At 72.4% G+C, this 21,813-nt stretch carries 20 protein-coding genes and 1 pseudogene; 14 read left to right on the forward strand and 7 right to left on the reverse strand.

Annotated features, from left to right (window positions below; translation table 11 throughout):
- Positions 1 to 211 precede the first annotated feature (211 nt).
- A complete protein-coding gene (locus JXZ78_RS39315) occupies positions 212 to 949 on the forward strand; it encodes a response regulator transcription factor (RefSeq protein ID WP_030021032.1) in 738 nt (245 codons plus the stop codon).
- Entirely contained in the window at positions 946 to 2,442 is a 1,497-nt protein-coding gene (locus JXZ78_RS39320; RefSeq protein ID WP_078624351.1) for a sensor histidine kinase, read from the forward strand. Before JXZ78_RS39315 ends, JXZ78_RS39320 begins: the two co-directional genes overlap by 4 nt.
- A gap of 36 nt (positions 2,443 to 2,478) precedes the next feature.
- Here JXZ78_RS39320 and JXZ78_RS39325 read toward each other — a convergent pair whose 3' ends face one another.
- Positions 2,479 to 3,840, reverse strand: coding sequence for an LmeA family phospholipid-binding protein (locus JXZ78_RS39325; RefSeq protein WP_238783702.1), 1,362 nt, complete (start codon positions 3,838 to 3,840; stop codon positions 2,479 to 2,481).
- A gap of 300 nt (positions 3,841 to 4,140) precedes the next feature.
- Here JXZ78_RS39325 and JXZ78_RS39330 point away from each other — a divergent pair, with 300 nt between their 5' ends.
- A complete protein-coding gene (locus JXZ78_RS39330; protein ID WP_030021028.1) occupies positions 4,141 to 4,995 on the forward strand; it encodes an SDR family oxidoreductase in 855 nt (284 codons plus the stop codon).
- 419 nt (positions 4,996 to 5,414) lie between these two features.
- A pseudogene (locus JXZ78_RS39335) lies at positions 5,415 to 5,624 on the forward strand (DUF4287 domain-containing protein); the annotation flags it as partial.
- Between the two features lie 53 nt (positions 5,625 to 5,677).
- Here the strand turns inward: JXZ78_RS39335 and JXZ78_RS39340 are convergent.
- Positions 5,678 to 6,205: a DUF3574 domain-containing protein gene (locus tag JXZ78_RS39340; protein ID WP_050502609.1), complete on the reverse strand. Its 528-nt coding sequence runs from the start codon at positions 6,203 to 6,205 to the stop codon at positions 5,678 to 5,680.
- 178 nt (positions 6,206 to 6,383) lie between these two features.
- On the reverse strand, positions 6,384 to 8,249 hold the full coding sequence (locus JXZ78_RS39345) for a bifunctional metallophosphatase/5'-nucleotidase (protein ID WP_033038224.1): 1,866 nt from the start codon (positions 8,247 to 8,249) through the stop codon (positions 6,384 to 6,386).
- A 134-nt stretch (positions 8,250 to 8,383) separates the two neighbouring features.
- Between JXZ78_RS39345 and mshD the strand changes: the two genes are divergently transcribed.
- From mshD to JXZ78_RS39380, 7 genes are all read left to right on the forward strand, one after another.
- Positions 8,384 to 9,331, forward strand: a complete 948-nt coding sequence (gene mshD, locus JXZ78_RS39350; RefSeq protein WP_030021024.1) for a mycothiol synthase — start codon at positions 8,384 to 8,386, stop codon at positions 9,329 to 9,331.
- Between the two features lie 366 nt (positions 9,332 to 9,697).
- Positions 9,698 to 10,579, forward strand: coding sequence for an MEDS and STAS domain-containing protein (locus JXZ78_RS39355; protein WP_050502608.1), 882 nt, complete (start codon positions 9,698 to 9,700; stop codon positions 10,577 to 10,579).
- Between the two features lie 3 nt (positions 10,580 to 10,582).
- Positions 10,583 to 11,050 (forward strand): ATP-binding protein, encoded by a 468-nt coding sequence (locus tag JXZ78_RS39360; protein ID WP_078624349.1) that lies wholly within the window; start codon positions 10,583 to 10,585, stop codon positions 11,048 to 11,050.
- Positions 11,051 to 11,373: 323 nt separating this feature from the next.
- Positions 11,374 to 13,656 (forward strand): RNA degradosome polyphosphate kinase, encoded by a 2,283-nt coding sequence (locus tag JXZ78_RS39365; RefSeq protein ID WP_030021021.1) that lies wholly within the window; start codon positions 11,374 to 11,376, stop codon positions 13,654 to 13,656.
- Positions 13,619 to 14,782: a CHAD domain-containing protein gene (locus JXZ78_RS39370; protein ID WP_030021020.1), complete on the forward strand. Its 1,164-nt coding sequence runs from the start codon at positions 13,619 to 13,621 to the stop codon at positions 14,780 to 14,782. Before JXZ78_RS39365 ends, JXZ78_RS39370 begins: the two co-directional genes overlap by 38 nt.
- A gap of 8 nt (positions 14,783 to 14,790) precedes the next feature.
- The gene (locus JXZ78_RS39375; protein WP_030021019.1) at positions 14,791 to 15,225 is read left to right on the forward strand and encodes an NUDIX hydrolase; all 435 of its coding nucleotides are present in this window, start codon (positions 14,791 to 14,793) and stop codon (positions 15,223 to 15,225) included.
- A gap of 156 nt (positions 15,226 to 15,381) precedes the next feature.
- Entirely contained in the window at positions 15,382 to 15,804 is a 423-nt protein-coding gene (locus JXZ78_RS39380; protein WP_030021018.1) for an Hsp20/alpha crystallin family protein, read from the forward strand.
- A 92-nt stretch (positions 15,805 to 15,896) separates the two neighbouring features.
- Here the strand turns inward: JXZ78_RS39380 and JXZ78_RS39385 are convergent, their stop codons facing one another.
- Positions 15,897 to 16,709 carry a hypothetical protein gene (locus JXZ78_RS39385; protein WP_030021017.1) on the reverse strand — a complete coding sequence of 271 codons (813 nt, stop codon included), beginning with the start codon at positions 16,707 to 16,709 and terminating at the stop codon, positions 15,897 to 15,899.
- A gap of 283 nt (positions 16,710 to 16,992) precedes the next feature.
- On the opposite strand from JXZ78_RS39385, the gene mshA reads away from it, so the two are divergent.
- Together mshA and JXZ78_RS39395 are read left to right on the forward strand one after the other, a co-directional pair.
- Positions 16,993 to 18,393, forward strand: coding sequence for a D-inositol-3-phosphate glycosyltransferase (gene mshA / locus JXZ78_RS39390; protein WP_030021016.1), 1,401 nt, complete (start codon positions 16,993 to 16,995; stop codon positions 18,391 to 18,393).
- Positions 18,386 to 18,883, forward strand: a complete 498-nt coding sequence (locus tag JXZ78_RS39395; RefSeq protein WP_030021015.1) for a type III secretion system chaperone family protein — start codon at positions 18,386 to 18,388, stop codon at positions 18,881 to 18,883. The genes mshA and JXZ78_RS39395 overlap by 8 nt, the downstream gene beginning before the upstream one ends.
- A gap of 113 nt (positions 18,884 to 18,996) precedes the next feature.
- Here JXZ78_RS39395 and JXZ78_RS39400 read toward each other — a convergent pair whose 3' ends face one another.
- Positions 18,997 to 20,052 carry an alpha/beta hydrolase family protein gene (locus JXZ78_RS39400; RefSeq protein WP_238783703.1) on the reverse strand — a complete coding sequence of 352 codons (1,056 nt, stop codon included), beginning with the start codon at positions 20,050 to 20,052 and terminating at the stop codon, positions 18,997 to 18,999.
- Between the two features lie 340 nt (positions 20,053 to 20,392).
- Between JXZ78_RS39400 and JXZ78_RS39405 the strand changes: the two genes are divergently transcribed.
- Positions 20,393 to 21,154: a phosphoglyceromutase gene (locus JXZ78_RS39405; protein ID WP_030021014.1), complete on the forward strand. Its 762-nt coding sequence runs from the start codon at positions 20,393 to 20,395 to the stop codon at positions 21,152 to 21,154.
- Between the two features lie 81 nt (positions 21,155 to 21,235).
- Here the strand turns inward: JXZ78_RS39405 and JXZ78_RS39410 are convergent, their stop codons facing one another.
- Positions 21,236 to 21,484 (reverse strand): hypothetical protein, encoded by a 249-nt coding sequence (locus tag JXZ78_RS39410; RefSeq protein WP_030021013.1) that lies wholly within the window; start codon positions 21,482 to 21,484, stop codon positions 21,236 to 21,238.
- Between the two features lie 168 nt (positions 21,485 to 21,652).
- On the reverse strand, positions 21,653 to 21,813 hold a 161-nt coding region (locus JXZ78_RS39415; RefSeq protein ID WP_238783245.1), incomplete at its 5' end, for a UTRA domain-containing protein.

The following is a 21,813-nucleotide window of genomic DNA, read 5'->3' on the forward strand; positions in this document are numbered from 1 at the left end:
CGGGTACGGCCCGGCCGCCCCGGGCCGCCGCGCGGAGATGACCGGCGCGCCCGCGCCCCCCGGCGCCGCCCCCCGCGCACCGGGCGCCCCGCGGACCACCGACCAGACCGTGCCGAGCGACGTACCCCGGCCGCCGGCGTGCGAGGCTGACATGCTGGACCGCACCATTCCCGGTCAGCCGCCCGCACCCACACCCGAGGTAGTCACAGCGATGAGTCCCGCCGAGCACGGTGACCAGCCCGCCCGCATCCTGATCGTCGACGACGAGCCGGCCGTCCGGGAGGCGCTGCAGCGCTCCCTCGCCTTCGAGGGCTACGGCACCGAGCAGGCCGTCGACGGACTCGACGCGGTCGAGAAGGTCGCCTCCTACGACCCCGAACTCATCGTGCTGGACGTGCTGATGCCCCGGATGGACGGACTGACCGCCGCCCGGCGGCTGCGGGCGAGCGGCGTGACCGTACCGATCCTGATGCTGACCGCCCGCGACACGGTGGGCGACCGGGTCACCGGACTGGACGCGGGCGCCGACGACTACCTGGTCAAACCCTTCGAGCTGGACGAGCTGCTGGCCCGTATCCGCGCGCTGCTGCGCCGCAGCTCGTACGCGGCGGCGGCCGGCGCGCAGCCCGCCGAGGGCGACGCGCTGACCTTCGCCGACCTGCGGATGGACCTGGCGACACGGGAGGTGACCCGCGGCGGGCGGCAGGTCGAGCTGACCCGCACCGAATTCACGCTGCTGGAGATGTTCCTCGCGCACCCGCGCCAGGTCCTCACCCGTGAGCAGATCCTGAAGGCCGTCTGGGGATTCGACTTCGAACCGACCTCCAACTCCCTCGACGTGTACGTGATGTACCTGCGCCGCAAGACGGAGGCGGGCGGCGAACCGCGGCTGGTCCACACGGTGCGCGGCGTCGGGTACGTGCTGCGCTCCGAAGGCGGCGCCGAATGAGCCACGCACCGGCCCAGGGCGGCCCGGCCGCCTCGAACGGTGGTGTGTGGCGGCACCTGAAGGGGCGCGTCGCGCACCGCTACCGGATGCTGCCGCTCCGCTCCCGGCTGGCCCTGCTCACCGCGGTCGCCGTCGCGCTGGCCGTGGCCGCTTCGGCCGCCGCCTGCTGGCTGGTGACCCGGGACCGGCTGACCGAGCAGCTGGACGAGACGCTGGCCAACCAGACCGTGTCGGCCAGCATCGTGCAGGCGCTGGGCGACAAGTGCACCGGTTCGCTGCCCGGGAACGTCTGGCTGGGGGTGCCCACCGACTACACGATCCAGATCGTGACCCCCGACGGCAACGTCTGCACCTCGTGGTCGAAGACCGCCATCCCCGCGCAGAAGGCGGACGTGGACGTGGCCAGAGGCCTGTCCAAGCAGTCGTTCCACACCACCCGGACCGACGACGGCAAGGAGATGCGGGTCCTCACCCGCTCCTACGGAGGCCCGCTGACCGAACGGTTCGGCCCGCAGGTCGCGATCTCCGTCGCGACCCCCATGGACCCGGTCACCGACCCCCTCAACCAGCTCGCCCTCATCCTGCTGATCGTCACCGGCGTCGGCGTCCTCGGCGCCGCCACCGCGGGCCTGTGGGTGGCCCGTACCGGCCTCAAACCCGTGGACCGGCTCACCGAAGCCGTCGAACATGTCGCCCGTACCGAGGACTTGGCGATCCGCATCCCCGCCGAGGGCGAGGACGAGATCGCCCGCCTCTCGCGCTCCTTCAACTCCATGACCGCCGCACTGGCCTCCTCCCGCGACCTCCAGCAGCAGCTGATCGCGGACGCCGGGCACGAACTGCGGACGCCGCTGACCTCGCTGCGCACCAACATCGACCTGCTGGTACGCAGCGAACAGTCCGGCCGGCAGCTGCCCGCCGACGACAAACAGGCGCTGCTGTCCTCGGTGAAGGCCCAGATGGGTGAGCTGGCCGCGCTCATCGGCGACCTCCAGGAACTCTCCCGCACACCGGAGGCCCGGCCGGGCGGCGCGGCCTCCGTGCCGGTCGTCGCGCTGCACGACATCGTGGACTCGGCCCTGCGCCGCGCCCGGCTCCGCGGCCCCTCGCTGGACATCACCGCCGAGCTGGACCCCTGGTACGTACGGGGGGAGCCGGCGGCCCTGGAGCGCGCGGTGGTCAACCTGCTGGACAACGCGGTCAAGTTCAGCGCGGAGGACGGTGCTGTCGAGGTGGCCCTGCACAAGGGCGAACTGCGGGTACGCGACCACGGCCCCGGCATCCCGGAAGAGGAACTGCCGCACGTCTTTGAACGCTTCTGGCGGTCGCCGTCCGCCCGCAGCCTGCCGGGCAGCGGCCTCGGGCTGTCGATCGTGGCCCGTACGGCCTACCAGGCGGGCGGCGCCGTCGAACTGCGTGCGGCGCCGGGCGGCGGCACGGAGGCGGTACTGAGCCTGCCGGGAGCGGCCACGCCGCCGCCGGACCTGCCGTAGCCGGTGGCCGCGGGGCGTGCGCCCCGCGGCCATGGCCTACTTCTTGCCCTTCGCGGCGCTGCCGATCGGCAGCCCGGAACCGGAGATCTTCACCCGGATCCCGTCCTTCTCCACGGAAATGTCCCGCAGCCGCACGTCACCGGGCGTGTCCGGCAGCCGGAAGGACAGCGACAGCTGGTCGGCGAGCTGCGGCTTGGTCAGCCCGGACAGCGCGCCCAGGACCTTCGGGTCGATGCCGACCTTCTGGAGCAGCCACGGGTGGTCCACCACGACATCGACCAGGTTGACCTGCATCAGCTGCTCGATGAAACGCGGCGCGCCGGTCAGCTCGTGCAGCTTCTTCTCGTTGCGCAGCGCGTCGTCGATGGCCTGCTGCGGGATGCCCAGGCGCTCCGCGATGGCCGGCACCGCCAGCAGCGACTTCACCTTGGCGGCCTGCCGGCTCACCTCGGCCGCGGCCTTGCGGGTCAGCCGCAGCCCCTCCTCCTTGCCGGTGCCGGGCCGGTAGACGGCCACGTCGGCGATGTCCAGGCGCATCTTGCCGATGTCGGTGGAGATCCCGCGGTCCCCGGCCTGCCGGATGTGCGCCTCCGCCCGTACGCGCAGCTCGTGCCCGGCGATGGGCAGCTGCCCGACCGCCCGCACGGAGTTGGGCCCCAGCTCGCTGAACCGGACCTGTGAGGCGCCGAGTTCCCGGTTCATGTCGTCGAACGACAGCAGGACGGTGCCGCGCACGGTGCCGACCGTCGCGCCGGTGATGGAGGCGGGCAGGTCGCCGTCGAGCCGTACGTCCCGCGCGCTCGCCTCGACCTTGGCCAGCGACACCCGGTCGGCCGCCAGGTCGGGCACGGTGACGTCCACCTGGTCGAGGCGCTTGCCGAGCACCTGCGTCAGGAAGGGGAAGCCCTTGATGTCCACTTCCGGGTTGGCGTTCAGGTGCAGCGAGTTCTTCAGCTGCTCCTCGGCCTTGTTCTGCGCGTACAGCACGGCGAACCGGTCCGCCAGCGCCAGGAACGCCCCACACACCAGGACCGCGATCAGCAGCTTCACCGTCTTCGACACCGCCGCGAACCGCCTGATCCCGCGCTTGCGGCGGCGGTGGTTGGGCGGTGTCCAGGCGTGCGGGTCGTCCTCGTCGGAGCGCAGGCCCAGGCCCAGCGGGTCGTCGCTGTCGTCGCGCTCGTTGAGGTAGGTACGCCGGGTGAGCGGCGCGGGGCCCGTCGTCCCGTCCGCACCGGGCTCCGGCTCGGGATCGGCCAGGGCGGCCAGATCCGCATACGGATTGATCTTCTCGAACCGAGCGGTGTCCCGTATGCCGCTTTCGCGGCCGCTGTCGCCGCTGTCGCCGCTGCCGGCGTCGTGGCGGTCGCCGCTGCCGGGGACGTCCGTACCGGCCATGTCAGCTGCTGTCCGTGGTTCCGATGTGTTCGGTGTGGGGGAGGGGTTCGAGGAGGGTGAGGGTATGCGGGTGGGGATACGCATCAGGCCATCCCACCATGGCGACAACCCTCGAACGCAAGTCCTACTGGCGGTAAGTGAGATATGCGCGGGCTTGTCCCGTCGGTTCGGCCGGAACCCGCCGACGCCGCCGCGGTGTCCGGGAATTCCCGCCGCGACCAGGCGTTGACCAGTGACGGCACCCCTGTGTCAGCACGCGGACGTCACCACGCGTACCACGCCTCCTGAAAGGGCGCAGCGATGATCGTAGTAACCGGGGCCACCGGCAACATCGGCCGGAGTCTGGTCGGGCGGCTGCTCGCGGAGGGCGCCTCCGTACGGGCCCTGACCCGCGACCCCGAGCGGGCCGGGCTGCCGGCCGGCGCCGAGACGGTACGGGCGGACCTCACCGACCCGGCCGCGCTCGAACCGGCCCTGCGCGGCGCCGACGCCCTCTTCCTCAACCTGGCCGCGGGCGGCGGAGACGCGGGCCCCGCGATCGTCGCGGCGGCGGTACGGGCCGGCGTGCGCCGTATCGTCCTCAACTCCTCGATAGCCGTCACCGACGGCCCGGAGGACGACGACAACTTCGTCTCCCGTATGCACAGCGTCGCCGAGCGCGCGGTCCGGGCCTCCGGCCTGGAATGGACCTTCGTGCGCGGCGGCGCGTACGCCGCCAACGCGCTGCTGTGGGCCGAGGAGATCAGGGAGAGCGGCGTGGTGCGCGACCCGCTGCCGGACGCGGTCACCTCGCCGGTGCACGAGGACGACCTCGCCGCCGTCGCCGCGGTGGCTCTCCTGGACCGTACGGGCGCCCACACCGGCCAGGCGTACGTGGTCACCGGCCCGGAGGCCCGCACCCGGGCGGAACAGGTCGCCGACATCGGCCGCGTCCTCGGCCGTCCGACCCGGCTGGAGGTGGCCCCCGCCGAGCAGGTGGCCGAGGAGCGCGCGACTCCGGTCCTGCCCAAGGAAGCCCTGCTCGAACTCTTCGGCCTCTTCGCCACCACCGTCGGTACCACCCCGCCGATCACCGACACCGTCCAGAAGGTCACCGGCCACCCGGCCCGCACCTTCGAGCAGTGGGCCCGCGACCACGCGGCCGACTTCCGCTGACCCGTCGGGCGGCCGTGGCACGCTCGAACGCCACGGCCACCGGCAGCAGCACCACTGCCCCCGCGAAGAAGTAGCCGTTGACGGCCACACCGGTCCAGAACCCACCCGACCCGGTATCGGCCGACTCCGCCGCCTTCCCGAGCAGCCCGCGCGGGATGAGCCCGGTCGCCGTCGTCACGTTCTCGACCAGGCCGGGCACACCCCGTGCGACGAGCATCGCCGTCCCGAACCACAGGGGCAGCCGGATCGTCCACACCGGACACCGACTGCCCCACGGCCGTACCGTGGCCGGCACGACCACGGCCCCGGCGGCCGCCCGCGGAAGCAACTGCTTCCGCGGTCCGGGGGAGGGCGCATCAGCCTCCGATCATTCCGCGCAGGCCACAGGCGTTGTCAGTGGTGGGTGCCAGACTTCGTGCATGACTGACAACGCAGCCAAGGCAGTTAAGGGGCCGGCCGGTTACTTCCCGTCGATCGAGAAGAAGTACGGGCGTCCGATAGCCGAGTGGAAAGAGCTCCTGCGTGCTGCGCCGCTGAGCCGGCACATGGAGCTGGTCGGCTGGCTCAAGGGTGAGCACGGGATGGGGCACGGGCACGCCAACGCGCTGGTCGCGCACACCCTGGCGGAGGCCAAGGGGGGGTTAGGGGGCACAGGTCGGCCGGAGGCCGGGCTGCCGCTCCGTCAGAAGTCGACTCGGGCCCGGTCGTCGATGCGGGCCACCGACTCCTGGCCGAAGCGCTTCATGTAGGCGGCGCGGATCTGCTCGATCTTGGGGGTGTTGGGGCCGGCCTGGGAGGTGGGGTAGAGGAGGATCAACTCGTACGAGCGTTCGCGCTCGATCGTGCCGTGCGCGTCGCGGTACTGGCCGTAACCGTCCTGGACGGTGAGGCCGTCGGGGAAGCGCGGCGTGACGAACGCGTCGACGAAGGCGTGGAACTCCTTGTCGGTGACCGGCGGGCCGCCGTCCGGGCGGGCGGTGCCGAACAGGAGGCTGGTCTCGATGTACGGGCGGCCTTCCACGGTCTTCTGGGCCGCCGCGGCGGCCGTGGCCGCCGGCCGTTCCCCGTCGGTCAGCGCCGCGTACGCGGTGGGAGCCCCGGCGCCCAGAAGCGCGGCGCTCAGCGCGAGGGCGGCCAGGCGCAGACGGGGACGCGCGGGGAAGGTGCGCGGACGTGCGGGGGACGTGCGGGGACGGGAGTCCGTCGGCATGGGCGTGTCCTTCGAGCGTCGGGGGATCGGAGGAGAGATGCGCGATCGCTGAGGGTAGCCAGTTGCCGGGGCCGGCGCGCTGTTCGTTCTGGACATCCCGTGGCGGGCGGGATGCCGAACGGACGTGCACGGCCCGGCGGTAGTACCCCGCCGGGCCGTACGCGAGCCGTCTGCGCCCTTACTTCACGACCGTGATCCGGTCCGCCTTCGGCGGCGCCAGCGGCGCGTCGGCCGAGGAGTGCGCGGTGAGGTAGGCGGTCAGGGCGTCCAGGTCGGACGGGCCGACGTACTTGTCCTTGCCCTCCTTCAGGACGGCGAAGCCGTCACCGCCGCCGGCCAGGAACTCGTTCATGGCGACGCGGTAGCTCTTCGCCGGGTCGAGCGGTGCGCCGTCCAGCCGGACCGTGTCCTTGACGACGCGGTCGGCGCCGGTCTTGGTCAGGTCCAGGGTGTAGGTCAGCCCCTTGGACACCTGGAGGATCTTGGGCGACGCCTCGTTCGCCCCGCTGACCTGCTGCTGGAGCGTGGTCAGCAGCTGCGCTCCGGTGAGGGTGACGACATTGGTCAGGTTGGTGAAGGGCTGCACGGTGAACGCCTCGCCGTACGTGACGACGCCGTCCCCCTCGCTGCCGGACGCCTTGTACGCCAGGTCGGAGCGGATGCCGCCGGGGTTCATCAGGGCGAGCTGCGCACCGCCCTTGTCCGTGGCCCGGGTGGCCTCCAGCTGCGCGTCGGAGATCAGGTCGCCGAGCGGCGACTCGGGGGACGCCGCGCCGCGGCCCGGGATGTCGGCGGCGATGTGGCCGACCGGCTTGTTCGCCACCGGCCCGGCGAGCTTGTTCCAGCGCTGGATGAGCGCGGTCATGTCCGCGGCCTTGGGCTGGCTGCGGTGGACGACGTGGTTGCGCGCGGTGGCCGACTTCACCGACGTACGGACGATGTCCTTGGTACGGCGGTCGTACGTGAGCGTGGTGTCCGTGTACAGCTTGCCGAACGAGGCCGCCGAGGTGACGGTGCGCGGCATCCCCGACGGGTCCGGGACCGTGCACGCGTACGCCTGGTGGGTGTGGCCGGTGACCAGCGCGTCCACCTTCGGCGTGACCTTCTTGGCGATCTCCGCGATCGGCCCGGAGATGCCGGCGCCCGGACCGGGGCTGTCGCAGTCGTAGTCGTACGCGGTGGAGGCGGGCAGCCCGCCCTCGTGGATCAGCGCGACGATCGACTTCACGCCCTGCCGGTCCAGCTCCTTGGCGTACCGGTCGATGGTCTCGGCCTCGTCGTGGAACTTCAGCCCCTTGACGCCGTTGGCGCTGACCACGCCGGGCGTGTCCTCCAGCGTCACACCGATGAAGCCGATCTTGACGCCCTTGTGCTTCCAGACGGTGTACGGCTTGAGGATCGGGCGGCCGGTCTTCTCGTCGGTGACGTTCGCGGCGAGGTACGGGAAGTCCGCGCCCTTGAAGCGCTTGCCCTTCTGGTAGCAGCCGTCCGTGGGGTGACAGCCGCCCTTCTGAAGGCGGGTCAGTTCGGCGCGGCCCTCGTCGAACTCGTGGTTGCCGACGGAGGTGACGTCCAGGCCCAGCTTGTTCATGGCCTCGACGGTCGGCTCGTCGTGGAAGAGCCCGGAGAGCAGCGGGCTGGCGCCCACCATGTCGCCGGCCGCCGCGGTGACCGAGTACGGGTGGCCCTTGCGCGCCGTACGGAGCGCGTTGGCCAGGTACTCGACGCCGCCCGCCTCGATCTTCTTCCTGCTGCCGTCGGCCTGCTGCTCCTCGACGGTTCCGGCGGAGCCCTGCGGGGGCTCCAGGGTGCCGTGGAAATCGTTGAAGGAGAGCAGCTGCACGTCGACGGTGCGGGCGGCGTGGCCTCCGCCGTGCCCGTGTCCGGTGTGGCGGGCGTGGGCGGTGGAGGCGGCGGTGGAGGCGGTGGCGGCGGGTTCGGCGCCGGCCGGAGCCGCGGCCGTGATGCCGACAGCGGCGGCGAGCACCGCCGCTCCGGCCGTCAGTCTGCGCGTCGTGCGCCGCCGCTGCGGTCTCGGTGACATGAGGAGGGTCTCCCTTGTGGGCAGGTGTCCGAGCGGACGCAGCCTACGGTCAACGCGCGTAGCGGAACAGGGGTGACAGGCGGCGGGCCGGTGTCCATCGGGTGTACCGGCGCCCGGGCCGTACGCTTCGAAGCATGACTGACGCAGCACAGGACAAGAGCCGGACGGGCCGGCGGGTCGAGGTCACGGACGAGCTGACGCCGGACGCGGCCGCCGCCGCCCTCGCACTGATCGAGCAGGCCGCGGCGGCGGACGGGCAGTCCGCCGTGTCCGAGCAGGGGCGGCTCCAGCTGCGCGGCGGGCGGCGCGAGGGCGTACGGCACCTGCTGCTGTACGTACCGGGTGGGCCGGACGACGAGGCCGGGGTGCTCGCCGGGTACGCACAGCTGGAGGACACCGACCCCGTGGAGGCGCCCGCCGCCGAACTGGTGGTGCACCCCTCGCACCGGGGCCACGGCCACGGGCGCGCGCTGGGCACCGGGCTGCTGGAGCAGTCCGGCCGCCGCCTGCGGGTGTGGGCGCACGGCGGCCACTCCGCGGCCCGCCACCTCGCCCAGACCCTCGGCATGACGCTCTTCCGCGAGCTGCGGCAGATGCGCCGCCCGCTGAGCGGCCTGGACCTGGCGGAACCGATTCTTCCGGAAGGGGTGTCCGTACGGGCCTTCCAGCCGGGCAGCGACGACGCGGCGTGGCTGGAGACGAACGCGGCGGCCTTCGCCCACCACCCCGAGCAGGGCTCGCTGACCCAGCGGGACCTGGACGACCGCAAGGGCGAGCCGTGGTTCGACCCCAAGGGTTTCTTCCTCGCGGAGCGGGACGGCCGGCTGATCGGCTTCCACTGGACCAAGATCCACGCGTCGGAGGGCCTGGGCGAGGTGTACGTGGTCGGCGTGCGGCCGGACGCGCAGGGCGGCGGGCTCGGCAAGGCGCTCACCGCGATCGGGCTGCGGCACCTGGCGGGGCAGGGCGTGCCGACGGCGATGCTCTACGTCGACGCGGACAACGTGCCCGCCGTGACCGTCTACGAGCGGCTCGGCTTCACCACGCACGAGACGGACCTGATGTACCGCACGGAGACGTGAGCGCGCTCCGGGACCCGCGGCTCCGGAGCGCGCGGCCGCGGAGCGGACGGCTCCGGGGTACGCGGCTCCGGCGCGCGCGGTGCCTGGAGCGTACGGAGCCCGGAGCCTGCGGAGGCATGAGCACACGGAGCGCCTCGTCGGCTGTCGCACAGAACCCGGCGTACTGCCGCCCTCGTTGAAACGGAAGACGACCGCAACCGGTCGTCTTCCGCCGCACAGTGATCCATGGGCGCCGCCGTTCCGTCCTTCGGCCCGGCGGCGCCGTACGTCCCGCTACCCTCCCGGCTGAGTGCCCGCACTCGGCGCGCCCGAATGCGGTGCGCCGGTACGGCCGGGCCGAAATGGCGGCAGACGTAGGAGAGTTCCTTGCCCTTCCATGCCGAAGAGCACACCCGGATCGTGCCGGTGGAGCGCCTGCGGCCGGGGGACCACGCCTTCGCGAGTTACGCGGACGAGGAGTCGCGCTGGTCCACGATCGGCTCGTTCGCGCAGACCGGCATCACCCGCGGGGAGCGGGTGCTGCTCTTCGCCGACCCCGCGGTGCCCGCAGCCACCGTACTGGAGCACCTGGAGGCGTACGGCCCGCCGGTCGGACCGCCGCTCAAGCGCGGCCAGTTGAAGCTGCTCACCATGGACCGGATGTGGCGGCCCCGGGAGATCTCGGTGGAGCGGCAGATGGCCGGGCTGCGGCGAGAGGTCGAGGAGGCGCTGCACGAGGGGTACCCGACGGTCCGCAGCGCCATCGACATGGCCTGGGTGGCGGCCTTCGGCGCCGACGTCGAACAGGTCCTGTGGCGGGAGAGCAAGGGCTGCCACTACCTGTTCACCGACGCGCACTACACCGAGATCTGCACGTACGACGAGACCCGGTTCAGCGGCGACGTCCTGGACCGGGCGGCGGCCGGTCACCCCACCGCCCTGCTGAAAGGCCCCGGCACCCTGCTGGTCCTGCCGATCGCGGAGCCCGGTTCCGGCACGTACGGGCTGCGGCTCGTCGGCGAGGCCGACCTGTCCACCCGTGAACCGTTCAACGACGCACTGCGCCGGATCGCCGAGTCGCAGGAGCCGCGCGTCGTCCTGGACCTCACCGAGCTGTCCTTCCTGGACGTCTACTGCGCACGGGCCGTACTGCGGATGGCCGCCGAGGACGGCAGACGTGTCGTCATCCGGTGCGACGGCATACACGCCCACACGTTCCTGCTTCTGGGGGCGCTCGACATCCCGCAGCTGACCGTGGAAGGCGAGTGACGCATGGGACCGACGACCCAGGGTTCCCCCGCCGGGGGCCCGCAGAGGCCGCCAGGGCCGCGCGTGCACCTCGCCGCCGACCACCGCCTGGAGACCGACTTCACCTCGGCCGACCTGCCGCGGCTGCGTGTCGTGCTCGGGGAGTACGCGGCCCGCCTGGGGCTGGCCGGGAGCCGCCGCAACGCCCTGCTGCTGTCCGCCAACGAACTGGCCGACAACGCGATCCGGCACGCGGGGGGAGGCGGGCTGCTGAAGCTCTACCGCAGGGGGGCGCTGGTGTGCTGCTGCGTCTCCGACAGCGGGCCGGGCTTCGACGTGTCCGTCATCCCCGAGCGGCCGCCGCAGCTGAGCAGTCCGACGGGCTGGGGGCTGTGGACCGTACGGCAGCTGACGGACGGGCTGGAGGTCGGCCCGGGCAGCGGTCCCCGGCCGCTGGGCGCCGTCGTCACGTGCTGCGTGCGGGTGGTGTGAGCGCCTGGATGCCCCGGTGTCCCGGGACCCGGGGCGGGGGCCGCACAGGGGGGCGTACGCCGGAGCGTCCGCGCGCCCCTTTGCGCGCCCCAGGGGGCGCGCCCCCGGAAACGCAAGGCACGGGAATGTAAACACCGGGGAGTAGCGGCCCGCTTGCCTGGCCGCCACGTCCGCGTTACCGGCGATTCAACGTCGCTTGCGAGCATCGCTGGATGCAGCCCGCTGTCCCGAATGCCGCCGGCCGCCGCCTGCGCCCCGTACCGGAACCCGTACCGGCTCCGTCCGACGGGCTGACGGGGCCCCCGGCGCGGAAGAATAAGGCCATGAACCAGCAGCCCAGCGCCCAGGACACGGACCGGACCGAGCCGACCACGTCCCGGACGGCGGTCCACCTGCCGCCGTCCGCGCAGCCGTCGGTGGGCTCCATAGCGGCGCACCGCCCGCACGCGGTCGCCGTGCCGGTGCCCGAGCTGGAACCCGACCTCGACGCGGACCTGGACGACTACGAGGAGACCGGCGCGGCGGGCGCCGACGGCGCGGAGCTGCCGCCCGGGCGCTTCCTGGACCGCGAACGCAGCTGGTTGGCGTTCAACGAGCGGGTGCTGGAGCTGGCCGAGGACCCGGCCACCCCGCTCCTCGAACGGGCCAACTTCCTCGCGATCTTCGCGAGCAACCTCGACGAGTTCTTCATGGTGCGCGTCGCGGGCCTCAAGCGCCGCATCGCTACCGGCGTCGCCACCCGCTCCGCCTCCGGCCTCCAGCCCCGCGAGGTGCTGGACCTCATCTGGACCCGCTCCCGCGAGCTCATGGCCCGGCACGCCGCCTGCTACCAGCAGGACGTCGCCCCCGAGCTGGCCGACCAGGGCATCCACCTGATCCGCTGGCCCGAGCTGACCGAGAAGGAGCAGGCCCGCCTGTTCACCCTGTTCCGCCAGCAGATCTTCCCGGTGCTCACCCCGCTCGCCGTCGACCCCGCCCACCCGTTCCCGTACATCTCCGGCCTCTCCCTGAACCTGGCCGTCGTCGTACGCAACCCGGTCAGCGGGCACGACCACTTCGCGCGGGTCAAGGTCCCGCCGCTGCTCTCCCGCTTCCTGGAGGCCGCGCCGCAGCGGTACGTGCCCATCGAGGACGTGATCGCCGCCCACCTGGAGGAGCTGTTCCCCGGCATGGAGGTGCGGGCGCACCACATGTTCCGGGTCACCCGCAACGAGGACCTGGAGGTCGAGGAGGACGACGCGGAGAACCTCCTCCAGGCGCTGGAGAAGGAGCTGATGCGGCGCCGCTTCGGGCCGCCGGTCCGCCTGGAGGTCGAGGAGTCCATCGACCCGGCCGTACTGGACCTGCTCGTCCAGGAGCTGAAGGTCTCCGACTCCGAGGTCTACCCGCTGCCCGGCCCGCTGGATTTGACCGGCCTGTTCGGCATCGGCGCCCAGGACCGGCCGGAACTGAAGTACCCCAAGTTCGTGGCGGGCACCCACCGCGACCTCGCCGAGGTCGAATCGGCGTCCGCGCCCGACATCTTCGCCGCGCTGCGCGCCCGTGACGTGCTGCTGCACCACCCGTACGACTCGTTCTCCACCTCCGTCCAGGCGTTCCTGGAGCAGGCCGCCGCCGACCCGGACGTCCTCGCCATCAAGCAGACCCTGTACCGCACTTCGGGCGACTCGCCGATCGTCGACGCCCTGATAGACGCGGCGGAGTCCGGCAAGCAGGTGCTCGTCCTGGTCGAGATCAAGGCGCGCTTCGACGAGCAGGCCAACATCAAGTGGGCCCGCAAACTGGAGGAGTCGGGCTGCCATGTCGTCTACGGGCTGGTCGGCCTCAAGACGCACTGCAAGCTGTCGCTCGTCGTCCGCCAGGAAGGCGAGATGCTGCGCCGCTACTCCCACGTGGGGACGGGCAACTACCACCCCAAGACGGCCCGGCTGTACGAGGACCTGGGGCTGCTGACCGCCGACCCGCAGGTCGGCGCGGACCTCTCCGACCTCTTCAACCGGCTCAGCGGCTACTCCCGCCGGGAGACCTACCGGCGGCTGCTGGTCGCCCCCAAGTCCCTGCGGGACGGTCTCGTGCAGCGCATCACCAAAGAGATCGCGCACCACCGTGCCGGGCGGCCCGCCTACGTCCGCGTCAAGGTCAACTCGATGGTCGACGAGGCCGTCGTCGACGCGCTGTACCGTGCCTCCCAGGCCGGTGTGCCGGTCGATGTGTGGGTACGCGGCATCTGTGCCCTGCGGCCCGGCGTCGAAGGGCTCAGCGAGAACATCCGGGTCCGCAGCGTGCTCGGCCGCTTCCTCGAACACTCCCGGGTGTTTGCCTTCGGCAACGGCGGTGAACCCGAGGTCTGGCTCGGCAGTGCCGACATGATGCACCGCAACCTCGACCGGCGGATCGAGGCGCTGGTACGGGTCACCGACCCGGCCCACCGCGCCGCCCTCAGCCGGCTCCTGGAGACCGGCACGTCGGACGCCACCTCGTCCTGGCACCTGGGCCCGGACGGCAACTGGACCCGGCACGCGGTCGACGCGGACGGCGCGCCGCTGCGCAACGTACAGGAACTGCTCATTGACGCCCGGAGGCGCCGGCGTGGCTCAGCGACATGACTTCCCCCCGCTCCGGTACGTGCCCGGCGGCGCGCCTGCCGCCCTGGCCGACGGGCCTCCGCGGCCCGGCGGGCCTCCGTACCCAGGCAGCGGCCCGCGTCCGTACGGAACCGACGGCTCCGCACTGACCGGACGCACCGCCCGCGACGTCCTCGCCGCCTACCTGCACCACCGGGCGACGGACTTCCTGCGCAGCCTGCGCGCCCACGGCGAGAGCGGACCGGACGCGGAGAGCACCCGTGAGGCGGCCCGCCAACTCCGCTCCGCCGCCCGGCGGATCGGGGGCGCGCTGCACACCTTCCGCCCGCTCACGGACGAGAGGTGGGCCGACCACCTGCGCGGCGAACTGGCCTGGCTGTCCGGCACCCTGGCCCGCGAGCACGCCGGAACGGCACGGCTGGACCGGCTGCTGGGGGCCCTCCAGCGCCTCACCGCCCACACCGACCCCAACAGTCCCACCGCCGCCGCTGCCTCCCGGGACACGGCGGAACCCGACGCGGCCGAATCCCTGCTGTCCACCGGGGCCGCGCGCGCCGGCGCCCTGCTGGAACGGCAGATCACCCTCGCCCGCACCCGCGCGCACTCCGCCGCCCTCCAGGCGCTCGGCTCGTCCCGCTTCCACGCCGTCGCCGACGCCGTGGCCGTGCTCGCCTCGGAGGTGCCGCTCACCGCCACGGCCGACCGGCCCGCGCCGGACGCCCTGCTCCCGCTGGCCGAACAGGCCCACCGGCGCCTCGCCGAGGCCGTCGCGGCCCTGCCGCTCGCCCGCGCGGGGCAGGCGTACAACGCCGACGCCCTCGCTGCCGGCTCCCGGCAGGACGCGCCCTGGCACCAGGTACGGCTGCTGGCCCGCCTCAGCCGGTACGCCCAGGAAGTGACCGACCCCGACGACACCGACCCGCGCCTGGCGGAAGCCGGCCGCGCACTGGAACGCCATCGGGACGCCGCCGAAGCCGCCGCCGCGGCCGCCGCGGCCGCCCGCACCCCGCGCATCGCCCCCGCCACCGCCTACGCGCTCGGCGTCCTGCACGCCGACCAGCGGCACGAGGCCGAAGCGGCCCGCTACGTGTTCGGCCGGGTCTGGCTCCCCGCACCCGAGCCCGGCTCTTCGGTGCGGAAGGGGTGACGGAGCAGATGGCGGTGCCCGCGAAACCCGTCCGCGCGGCCGGCTGCGTCCTGTGGCGCCGTTCCGCCACGAGCGACGGCTTGGAGATCGCCCTCGTACACCGACCGAAGTACGACGACTGGTCGCACCCGAAGGGCAAACTCAAACGCGACGAGGACTGGCTGGCCGGCGCCCTCCGCGAGGTCGCCGAGGAGACCGGATGGCAATGCCACCCCGGCGCCCGGCTCCCCAGCACGCACTACCTCGCCAACGGCCGCCCGAAGGAGGTCCGCTACTGGGCCGCCGAAGCCGCCCACGGCAGCTTCACCCCGAGCATCGAGGTGGACCGCCTCCTGTGGCTCCCCCCGGCCCAGGCCCGCCGGATCCTGACCCAGGAACGGGACCGGCAGCTGGTGGACGCGCTGCTGGGGGCTCTCCAACGGGGGCCCGGGACACCCCTCTGAGCTGGCCTTTTACGGGTGGCGTGGGCGCATTCCCGCACCGCCCCGACGCCGTGCATCAGAAACCCTGAGTCGAGGCTTGTCAATTTTCCTTCTCCGAGCTACAACAGAAGGCAGAAGGGCATCGCACCCACTGCCTTCGGAAGGAGATGACCCGTGATGCTCATGCGTACCGATCCGTTCCGCGAGTTCGACCGGCTCACCCAGCAGGTGCTGGGGACGACAGCCCGTCCCGCCGCACTGCCGATGGACGCCTACCGGTCCGGGGACGAGTTCGTGATCCACTTCGATCTGCCGGGCGTCGACCCGGAGACCATCGACCTGGACATCGAGCGCAACGTGCTGACCGTCCGCGCCGAGCGCACCCCCACCGCCCCCGAGGGCGCCGAGCTGATCGCGAGCGAACGTACGGCGGGCAAGTTCAGCCGGCAGCTGTTCCTCGGAGACTCGCTCGACAGCGACCGGGTGGACGCGGCGTACGAGAACGGCGTGCTGACCCTGCGCATCCCGGTCGCGGAACGGGCCAAGCCACGCAAGATCGAAATTGCGGGAGGGAGTTCGCGCAAGCAGATCTCCCACTGAGGTGCGGTCCCGGCCCGGCCTGCCTCCGGCGGGGCGGCCGGGCCGGAGCGCGGCGAGGGCTCATGAGCCCAGTCGTCCCGCAGGCGCCCGCCTCACACCGGCGCGACCGCCTCCCACCGCACGGTGACCTCCCCCTGCCGCCACCGCCGGGGCCCGTCGGCCAGCGGCCACGCCGTACTCAACGCCAGGACGCTGCGCATCCACCGCTGCCGCGCGCCCAGTGAGGCGTACGGGGCCGCCGCCGCCCACGCCCGGTCGAAGTCGCGCAGGAACGCGTGCACGGGCTGGCCGGGCACATTGCGGTGGATCAGCGCTTTCGGCAGCCGTTCGGCCAGGTCGGACGGGGTTTCCAGGGCGCTCAGGCGGGCCGCGAAGGTCACCGTGCGCGGGCCCCCGGGCCCCAGCGCCACCCACACGTGCCGCCGCCCGATCTCGTCACAGGTGCCCTCCACCAGCAGCCCGTCCGGCGCCAGCCGCGCGCACAGCCGCTCCCACACGGCGGGCACCTCGTCCTCCGCGTACTGGCGCAGCACGTTCGCCGCCCGGATCAGCACCGGCGCCCGTCGCCCCGGCAGCGGCACCTCGAACCCGCCGTGGGCGAAGGCCAGCCCCGGGCACGCGTACGGCGCCGCGGCGGCGACCCGCGCCGGATCGATCTCGACACCGACCACCTGGACGTCGGCCCGGACCGTACGCAACCGGGCCAGCAGTTCCACCGCGGTCCAGGGCGCGGCGCCGTATCCGAGGTCCACGGCGACCGGGGCGGGGCCGCGGCGCAGTGCGGCGGCGTGGGTGGCGGCGATCCAGCGGTCCATGCGGCGCAGCCGGTTGGGGTTGGTGGTGCCGCGGGTCGCGTTCCCGAGGGGGCGGGAGGGCGGGGGAGAGGCGGACGAGCTGCGGACCATGTCCTGACCTTATGCGTCACCGGCCCCGGCCCCACCTCCACACCCACCGGCCCCGTCTCCACCTCCGTACCTGTCAACCTCACCGCCACCTCTGTGCCCACCGGACCCGGCCCCCCTCGGTGCTCGCGTCCCCACCTCCCCCACCCACCCCACGAGGTCACGCTTTGGCAAAGTGAAAAGAGAGCGGGCTCACAAGGAAATGGATGCGCGGACTCCGTTGTTACGGGCTTCGGAGGCGCCGCACGCCCCGGCCCAGGCCGTACCGGCTAGGAGGTAGCCCGCAGTGAGCCAATACGTGTCCAGGCTCCGCAGCCGTTCCCACGGTCCGTTCCCGGGCCGCTCAGGGCTGCGCCTGCCGGGCGCGGCCCGCCGCCCGCGCCGGGTCGCCATGCTGAGCGTGCACACCTCCCCGCTGCACCAGCCGGGCACCGGTGACGCCGGCGGCATGAACGTCTACATCGTCGAGCTGGCCAGGAAACTCGCCTCCCTCAACATCGAGGTCGAGATCTTCACCCGGGCCACGACCGGCACCCTGCCGCCCGCCGTCGAGCTGGCCCCCGGCGTCCTCGTCCGGCACGTGGACGCGGGCCCGTACGAGGGCCTGGCCAAGGAGGAGCTGCCGGCCCAGCTCTGCGCCTTCACGCACGGCGTGATGCAGGCGTGGGCGGGCCACCGCCCCGGCTACTACGACCTGGTGCACTCCCACTACTGGCTCTCCGGGCACGTCGGCTGGCTCGCCGCCGAGCGCTGGGGCGTCCCGCTCGTCCACGCCATGCACACCATGGCCAAGGTCAAGAACGCCGCCCTGGCCGCGGGCGACACCCCCGAACCCGCCGCGCGCGTCATCGGCGAGACGCAGATCGTGCGCGCCGCCGACCGGCTGATCGCGAACACGGACGAGGAAGCCGCCGAGCTGATGCGGCACTACGAGGCCGGGCCGGACAAGGTCGCCGTGGTGCACCCGGGCGTCAACCTGGACCGCTTCCGGCCCATGGGGCCGGGTGCCCCGGGGACCGGCGAGGACATGTCCGACACCGCCGCCTCCCGCGCGGCCGCCCGCGCTCGCCTCGACCTCCCCCAGGACGCCCTGATCCCCCTCTTCGCCGGCCGCATCCAGCCGCTGAAGGCGCCCGACATCCTGCTGCGCGCCGTCGCCGTCCTGCTCGACGAGGACCCGTCCCTGCGCTCGCGCCTGGTCGTCCCGGTGGTCGGCGGGCCCAGCGGCAGCGGCCTGGCCAAGCCTGAAGGGCTGCAGAAGCTGGCCGCCCGCCTGGGCATCGCCGACGTCGTCCGCTTCCGCCCGCCGGTCGGCCAGGAGCAGCTCGCCGACTGGTACCGCGCCGCGTCCGTCCTGGTCATGCCGTCCTACAGCGAATCCTTCGGCCTGGTCGCCATCGAGGCGCAGGCCTGCGGCACCCCGGTGATCGCCGCCGCCGTCGGCGGCCTGCCGGTGGCCGTGCACGACGGCGTCAGCGGCTTCCTCATATCCGGCCACGACCCGGCCGACTACGCCCGCGCCCTCGGACGCTTCGCCCGCGACACCTCGCTGGCCGGCCGGATGGGCGGCGCCGCCGCCCGGCACGCCCGGTCCTTCGGCTGGGACACCGCCGCCGCCGCGACCGCCGAGGTGTACACCGCCGCGATGCAGGAACGACGACGTCACCTACGATCACCCCATGGCTGACGACGCGGCACGACAGGTGATCGAGGAGACTCTCGACGAGGCCGGCCTGACGTGGGAATCGCCCACCGGCGGTACGTACGTGGTGACCCTGCCCGGCACCCGCAAGCTCTCCACGACCTGCTCCCTGATCGTCGGTAAGCACTCGCTGTCCATCAACGCCTTCGTCGTCCGCCACCCGGACGAGAACCACGAAGCCGTGCACCGCTGGCTCCTGGAGCGCAACACCCGCCTGTACGGCGTCAGTTACGCGATCGACAAGCTCGGCGACATCTACCTCGTCGGCAAGCTCCCCCTCGCAGCCGTCACCCCCGACGAACTCGACCGCATCCTCGGCACCGTCCTGGAGAACGCCGACGGCAGCTTCAACACCCTCCTGGAGATGGGCTTCGCCTCCGCCATCCGCAAGGAGTACGAGTGGCGGGTCGCGCGGGGGGAGTCCACCCGCAACCTCGAAGCCTTCAGCCACCTGACCCAGCGCCCGCCGGCGTAACGCCTCCGCCCCCGGTCACCGTACGAACCGGACCTCCGGGAAGCGGCCCGACGGCCCGTCCAGCAACCCGCTGTCCGTGCCCCGCCCGCGCAGCCACCGATCGAAGAACGCCGTCACATAAGCCCGTTGCGCCGCCACCGACCGTTCCGGCGCGACCGTACCCACCAACTTCTCGACGACGGCCCGCGGCAGCCCACCCCCACCCCCCCCTTCTGGGCCAACTGCGGCACCAACCACTGCGCATCCGTGAAACTCGCATGCGCGGCACCGACCAGGGTGAGATCCCGGTGCCACCCCGAACTGTTCTCCCACACCGCCTTCCAGGACGCGACCGTGTGGTGATCGTCGCCCTCCTTGCCCATGAGGAGCAGCGGACGGTCCAACCCGTCCGTACCGACCGTGGACGGATGGGCAGGATCATCGTCCCGCTGGGTGTAACCCATCACGCCGTCCAGATTCACCGCGGCCCTGATCCGGCGGTCGTCATGCATCGCCTGCGCCGCCGTGAACCCGCCCCCGGACTGCCCGAACATCCCGGCCGCCCGCAGGTCCAGTACCCCTCTCAACATCCGCGGCAGCACCACCGACCGCCCCAACTCGTCCAGCACGAACCGGGTGTCGGCCACCCGCACCGCCGTCAGTTTCTTCAACAACGCGGTCATCTGCTCCGGCCCCTGCGCCTTGCCGGCTTCCTCCCGCATCCGGCTGTACGCCACCCGCCCGTCCGGGAACTGCACCCCGGGCGCCTCATACGTATGGTCGATGCTCACGACGACGTACCCCCGGGACGCCAGCTCGTCACCGAGCATGCTCCCGAGCGAGCGCGGGTCCGCCGCGCCGGGCGAGTAGAGCACCACCGGGAAGCCCCGCCCACCGTGCGGCGCGACCGGCGCGTCCAGATGCGCATGCGTACGGGTGGCGGCCCAGTCGGCCGTGCCCTTCGGAATGTCCGCCGAGAAGTTGCTCCAGGCCTCGAAGGCCGCCGCCTCCCCGGGCAGCATCTGCGGCGCACGCGGATGCCCGCGCACCGCCCGAGCCGGGTAGCGGACACTCACCATCAGCTCCCGCTGCGCCCGCTCCGCCACCCAGGGATCACGGCGTCCGCCGTCCACCAGGCGGAGGGGCGCGATCCCCACCCCGTACGGCCCGGTGGGCGCGGGCAACGTCATACGAACCGGCACCCCACCCCGAGCGCCCCCAGCACTGGCCACAACCTCACTCCCGCCACCCGCCGGCGCGAGGAAGGCCAGAGCCGAAACGGCCCCCGCCCCCACTCCCGCCATCACCCAAGCACGCCGCGTGCAGGTCGTCGCCATCCCGTCACTCCCCGTCCGGATCCGTCACTCGCAGAGCCGCCCGTTCTCCCGCGACCGGCCTCCGACCACCCTCCCGAACCCACACGCGCCGCGCGATCGTGCCACCACCCCCATCCCCACCCCGCTCCCTCCCCTCCCCCCTCAACGCGGGCCGCGGCGAGCCCATGGCCGAATGTGGATTACGCTCGAAGACATGGCCGACGCACCGTACAAGCTGATCCTCCTTCGCCACGGCGAGAGCGAGTGGAACGCGAAGAACCTGTTCACCGGCTGGGTGGACGTCAACCTGAACGAGAAGGGCGAGAAGGAGGCGGTCCGCGGCGGTGAGCTGCTCAAGGACGCCGGCCTGCTCCCCGACGTCGTACACACCTCCGTCCAGAAGCGCGCCATCCGCACCGCGCAGCTGGCCCTGGAGGCCGCCGACCGCCACTGGATCCCGGTCCACCGCAGCTGGCGCCTGAACGAGCGCCACTACGGAGCGCTCCAGGGCAAGGACAAGGCCCAGACCCTGGCCGAGTTCGGCGAGGAGCAGTTCATGCTCTGGCGCCGCTCGTACGACACCCCGCCGCCGGCCCTCGCCGACGACGCCGAGTTCTCCCAGATCGACGACCCGCGCTACGCGATCATCCCCAGCGACCTGCGCCCCCGCACCGAGTGCCTCAAGGACGTCGTCGTCCGTATGCTGCCGTACTGGTACGACAGCATCGTCCCGGACCTGGCCACCGGCCGCACCGTCCTGGTCGCCGCCCACGGCAACTCGCTCCGCGCCCTGGTCAAGCACCTCGACGGCATCTCCGACGCCGACATCGCCGGCCTGAACATCCCCACCGGCATCCCCCTCTCCTACGAACTCGACGCCGACTTCCACCCGGTGACCCCGGGCGGCACCTACCTCGACCCGGACGCCGCCAAGGCCGCCATCGAGGCCGTCAAGAACCAGGGCAAGAAGAAGTAAGCCCCAGCTTTCGAGCCCCCTGCCTGCGGTTTCTTCGCGAGTAGGGGGCTTGTCGCTGTCCTGTAGCCGCTTCTTGAAGGGTCAGTGGCGGTGCTGGTCTCGAAGCAGCGAACGCAGAGCCATCGCGGTGACGGCCGTGCACACCGCCGAGACCGCGACGGCGGCCAGGAGTGCGATCAGCACGACTCCACCAACGAGAACGATCACGACCGCTCCTGTGCTGACAGAGGCCTGTGGAACGAAGCGCCGCGCGGGTGCCGAGCCGTCCACCATCCGAGGTGTGCTCACAGACGGTGGCGTCGGGTTGGAGGGGTACTTGGGCGAAAACATCGCGTCTCCTCCTTCTTGCCTACTCATCTAGTCATCAAGTCGTGGAGCATCGTCCGCGCCAGAGTACGGACGAACGCAACCACCTTGCCACACCACTGGCCCACTCGTCTATACGAGTATGCATGTCGAGGTGTACGAGTCCGAGGAAGTGGCCTCGCGCACCGTCGGTCAGGTGGCCGGGAGTTGGTAGGAGAGGACGTATGCGTCCGCTGCCATCACCGTGTCGCAGACCTCCACGGCCCGCTTCTCCGTGTCGTACGCCGTGCGGATCAGGTGGATGACCGGGACGCCGGACGCCAGTTGCAGCGTCTTGACCTCGGCAGGTGAGG

Source organism: Streptomyces monomycini, assembly GCF_022271435.1.
GTDB classification, from domain to species: Bacteria; Actinomycetota; Actinomycetes; order Streptomycetales; family Streptomycetaceae; genus Streptomyces; species Streptomyces monomycini.

Excerpts from the sequence above, each read along its gene's own strand:
- JXZ78_RS39325 (WP_238783702.1), bottom strand. The coding sequence starts at position 3,840 with ATGGCCGGTACGGACGTCCCCGGCAGCGGCGACCGCCACGACGCCGGC.
- JXZ78_RS39345 (WP_033038224.1), bottom strand. The coding sequence starts at position 8,249 with ATGTCACCGAGACCGCAGCGGCGGCGCACGACGCGCAGACTGACGGCC.
- JXZ78_RS39330 (WP_030021028.1), top strand. The coding sequence starts at position 4,141 with ATGATCGTAGTAACCGGGGCCACCGGCAACATCGGCCGGAGTCTGGTC.
- JXZ78_RS39340 (WP_050502609.1), bottom strand. The coding sequence starts at position 6,205 with ATGCCGACGGACTCCCGTCCCCGCACGTCCCCCGCACGTCCGCGCACC.
- JXZ78_RS39385 (WP_030021017.1), bottom strand. The coding sequence starts at position 16,709 with ATGGTCCGCAGCTCGTCCGCCTCTCCCCCGCCCTCCCGCCCCCTCGGG.
- JXZ78_RS39360 (WP_078624349.1), top strand. The coding sequence starts at position 10,583 with ATGGGACCGACGACCCAGGGTTCCCCCGCCGGGGGCCCGCAGAGGCCG.
- JXZ78_RS39405 (WP_030021014.1), top strand. The coding sequence starts at position 20,393 with ATGGCCGACGCACCGTACAAGCTGATCCTCCTTCGCCACGGCGAGAGC.
- JXZ78_RS39315 (WP_030021032.1), top strand. The coding sequence starts at position 212 with ATGAGTCCCGCCGAGCACGGTGACCAGCCCGCCCGCATCCTGATCGTC.
- JXZ78_RS39395 (WP_030021015.1), top strand. The coding sequence starts at position 18,386 with ATGGCTGACGACGCGGCACGACAGGTGATCGAGGAGACTCTCGACGAG.
- JXZ78_RS39380 (WP_030021018.1), top strand. The coding sequence starts at position 15,382 with ATGCTCATGCGTACCGATCCGTTCCGCGAGTTCGACCGGCTCACCCAG.
- mshD (WP_030021024.1), top strand. The coding sequence starts at position 8,384 with ATGACTGACGCAGCACAGGACAAGAGCCGGACGGGCCGGCGGGTCGAG.
- JXZ78_RS39400 (WP_238783703.1), bottom strand. The coding sequence starts at position 20,052 with ATGACGTTGCCCGCGCCCACCGGGCCGTACGGGGTGGGGATCGCGCCC.
- JXZ78_RS39375 (WP_030021019.1), top strand. The coding sequence starts at position 14,791 with ATGGCGGTGCCCGCGAAACCCGTCCGCGCGGCCGGCTGCGTCCTGTGG.
- JXZ78_RS39365 (WP_030021021.1), top strand. The coding sequence starts at position 11,374 with ATGAACCAGCAGCCCAGCGCCCAGGACACGGACCGGACCGAGCCGACC.
- JXZ78_RS39320 (WP_078624351.1), top strand. The coding sequence starts at position 946 with ATGAGCCACGCACCGGCCCAGGGCGGCCCGGCCGCCTCGAACGGTGGT.
- JXZ78_RS39410 (WP_030021013.1), bottom strand. The coding sequence starts at position 21,484 with ATGTTTTCGCCCAAGTACCCCTCCAACCCGACGCCACCGTCTGTGAGC.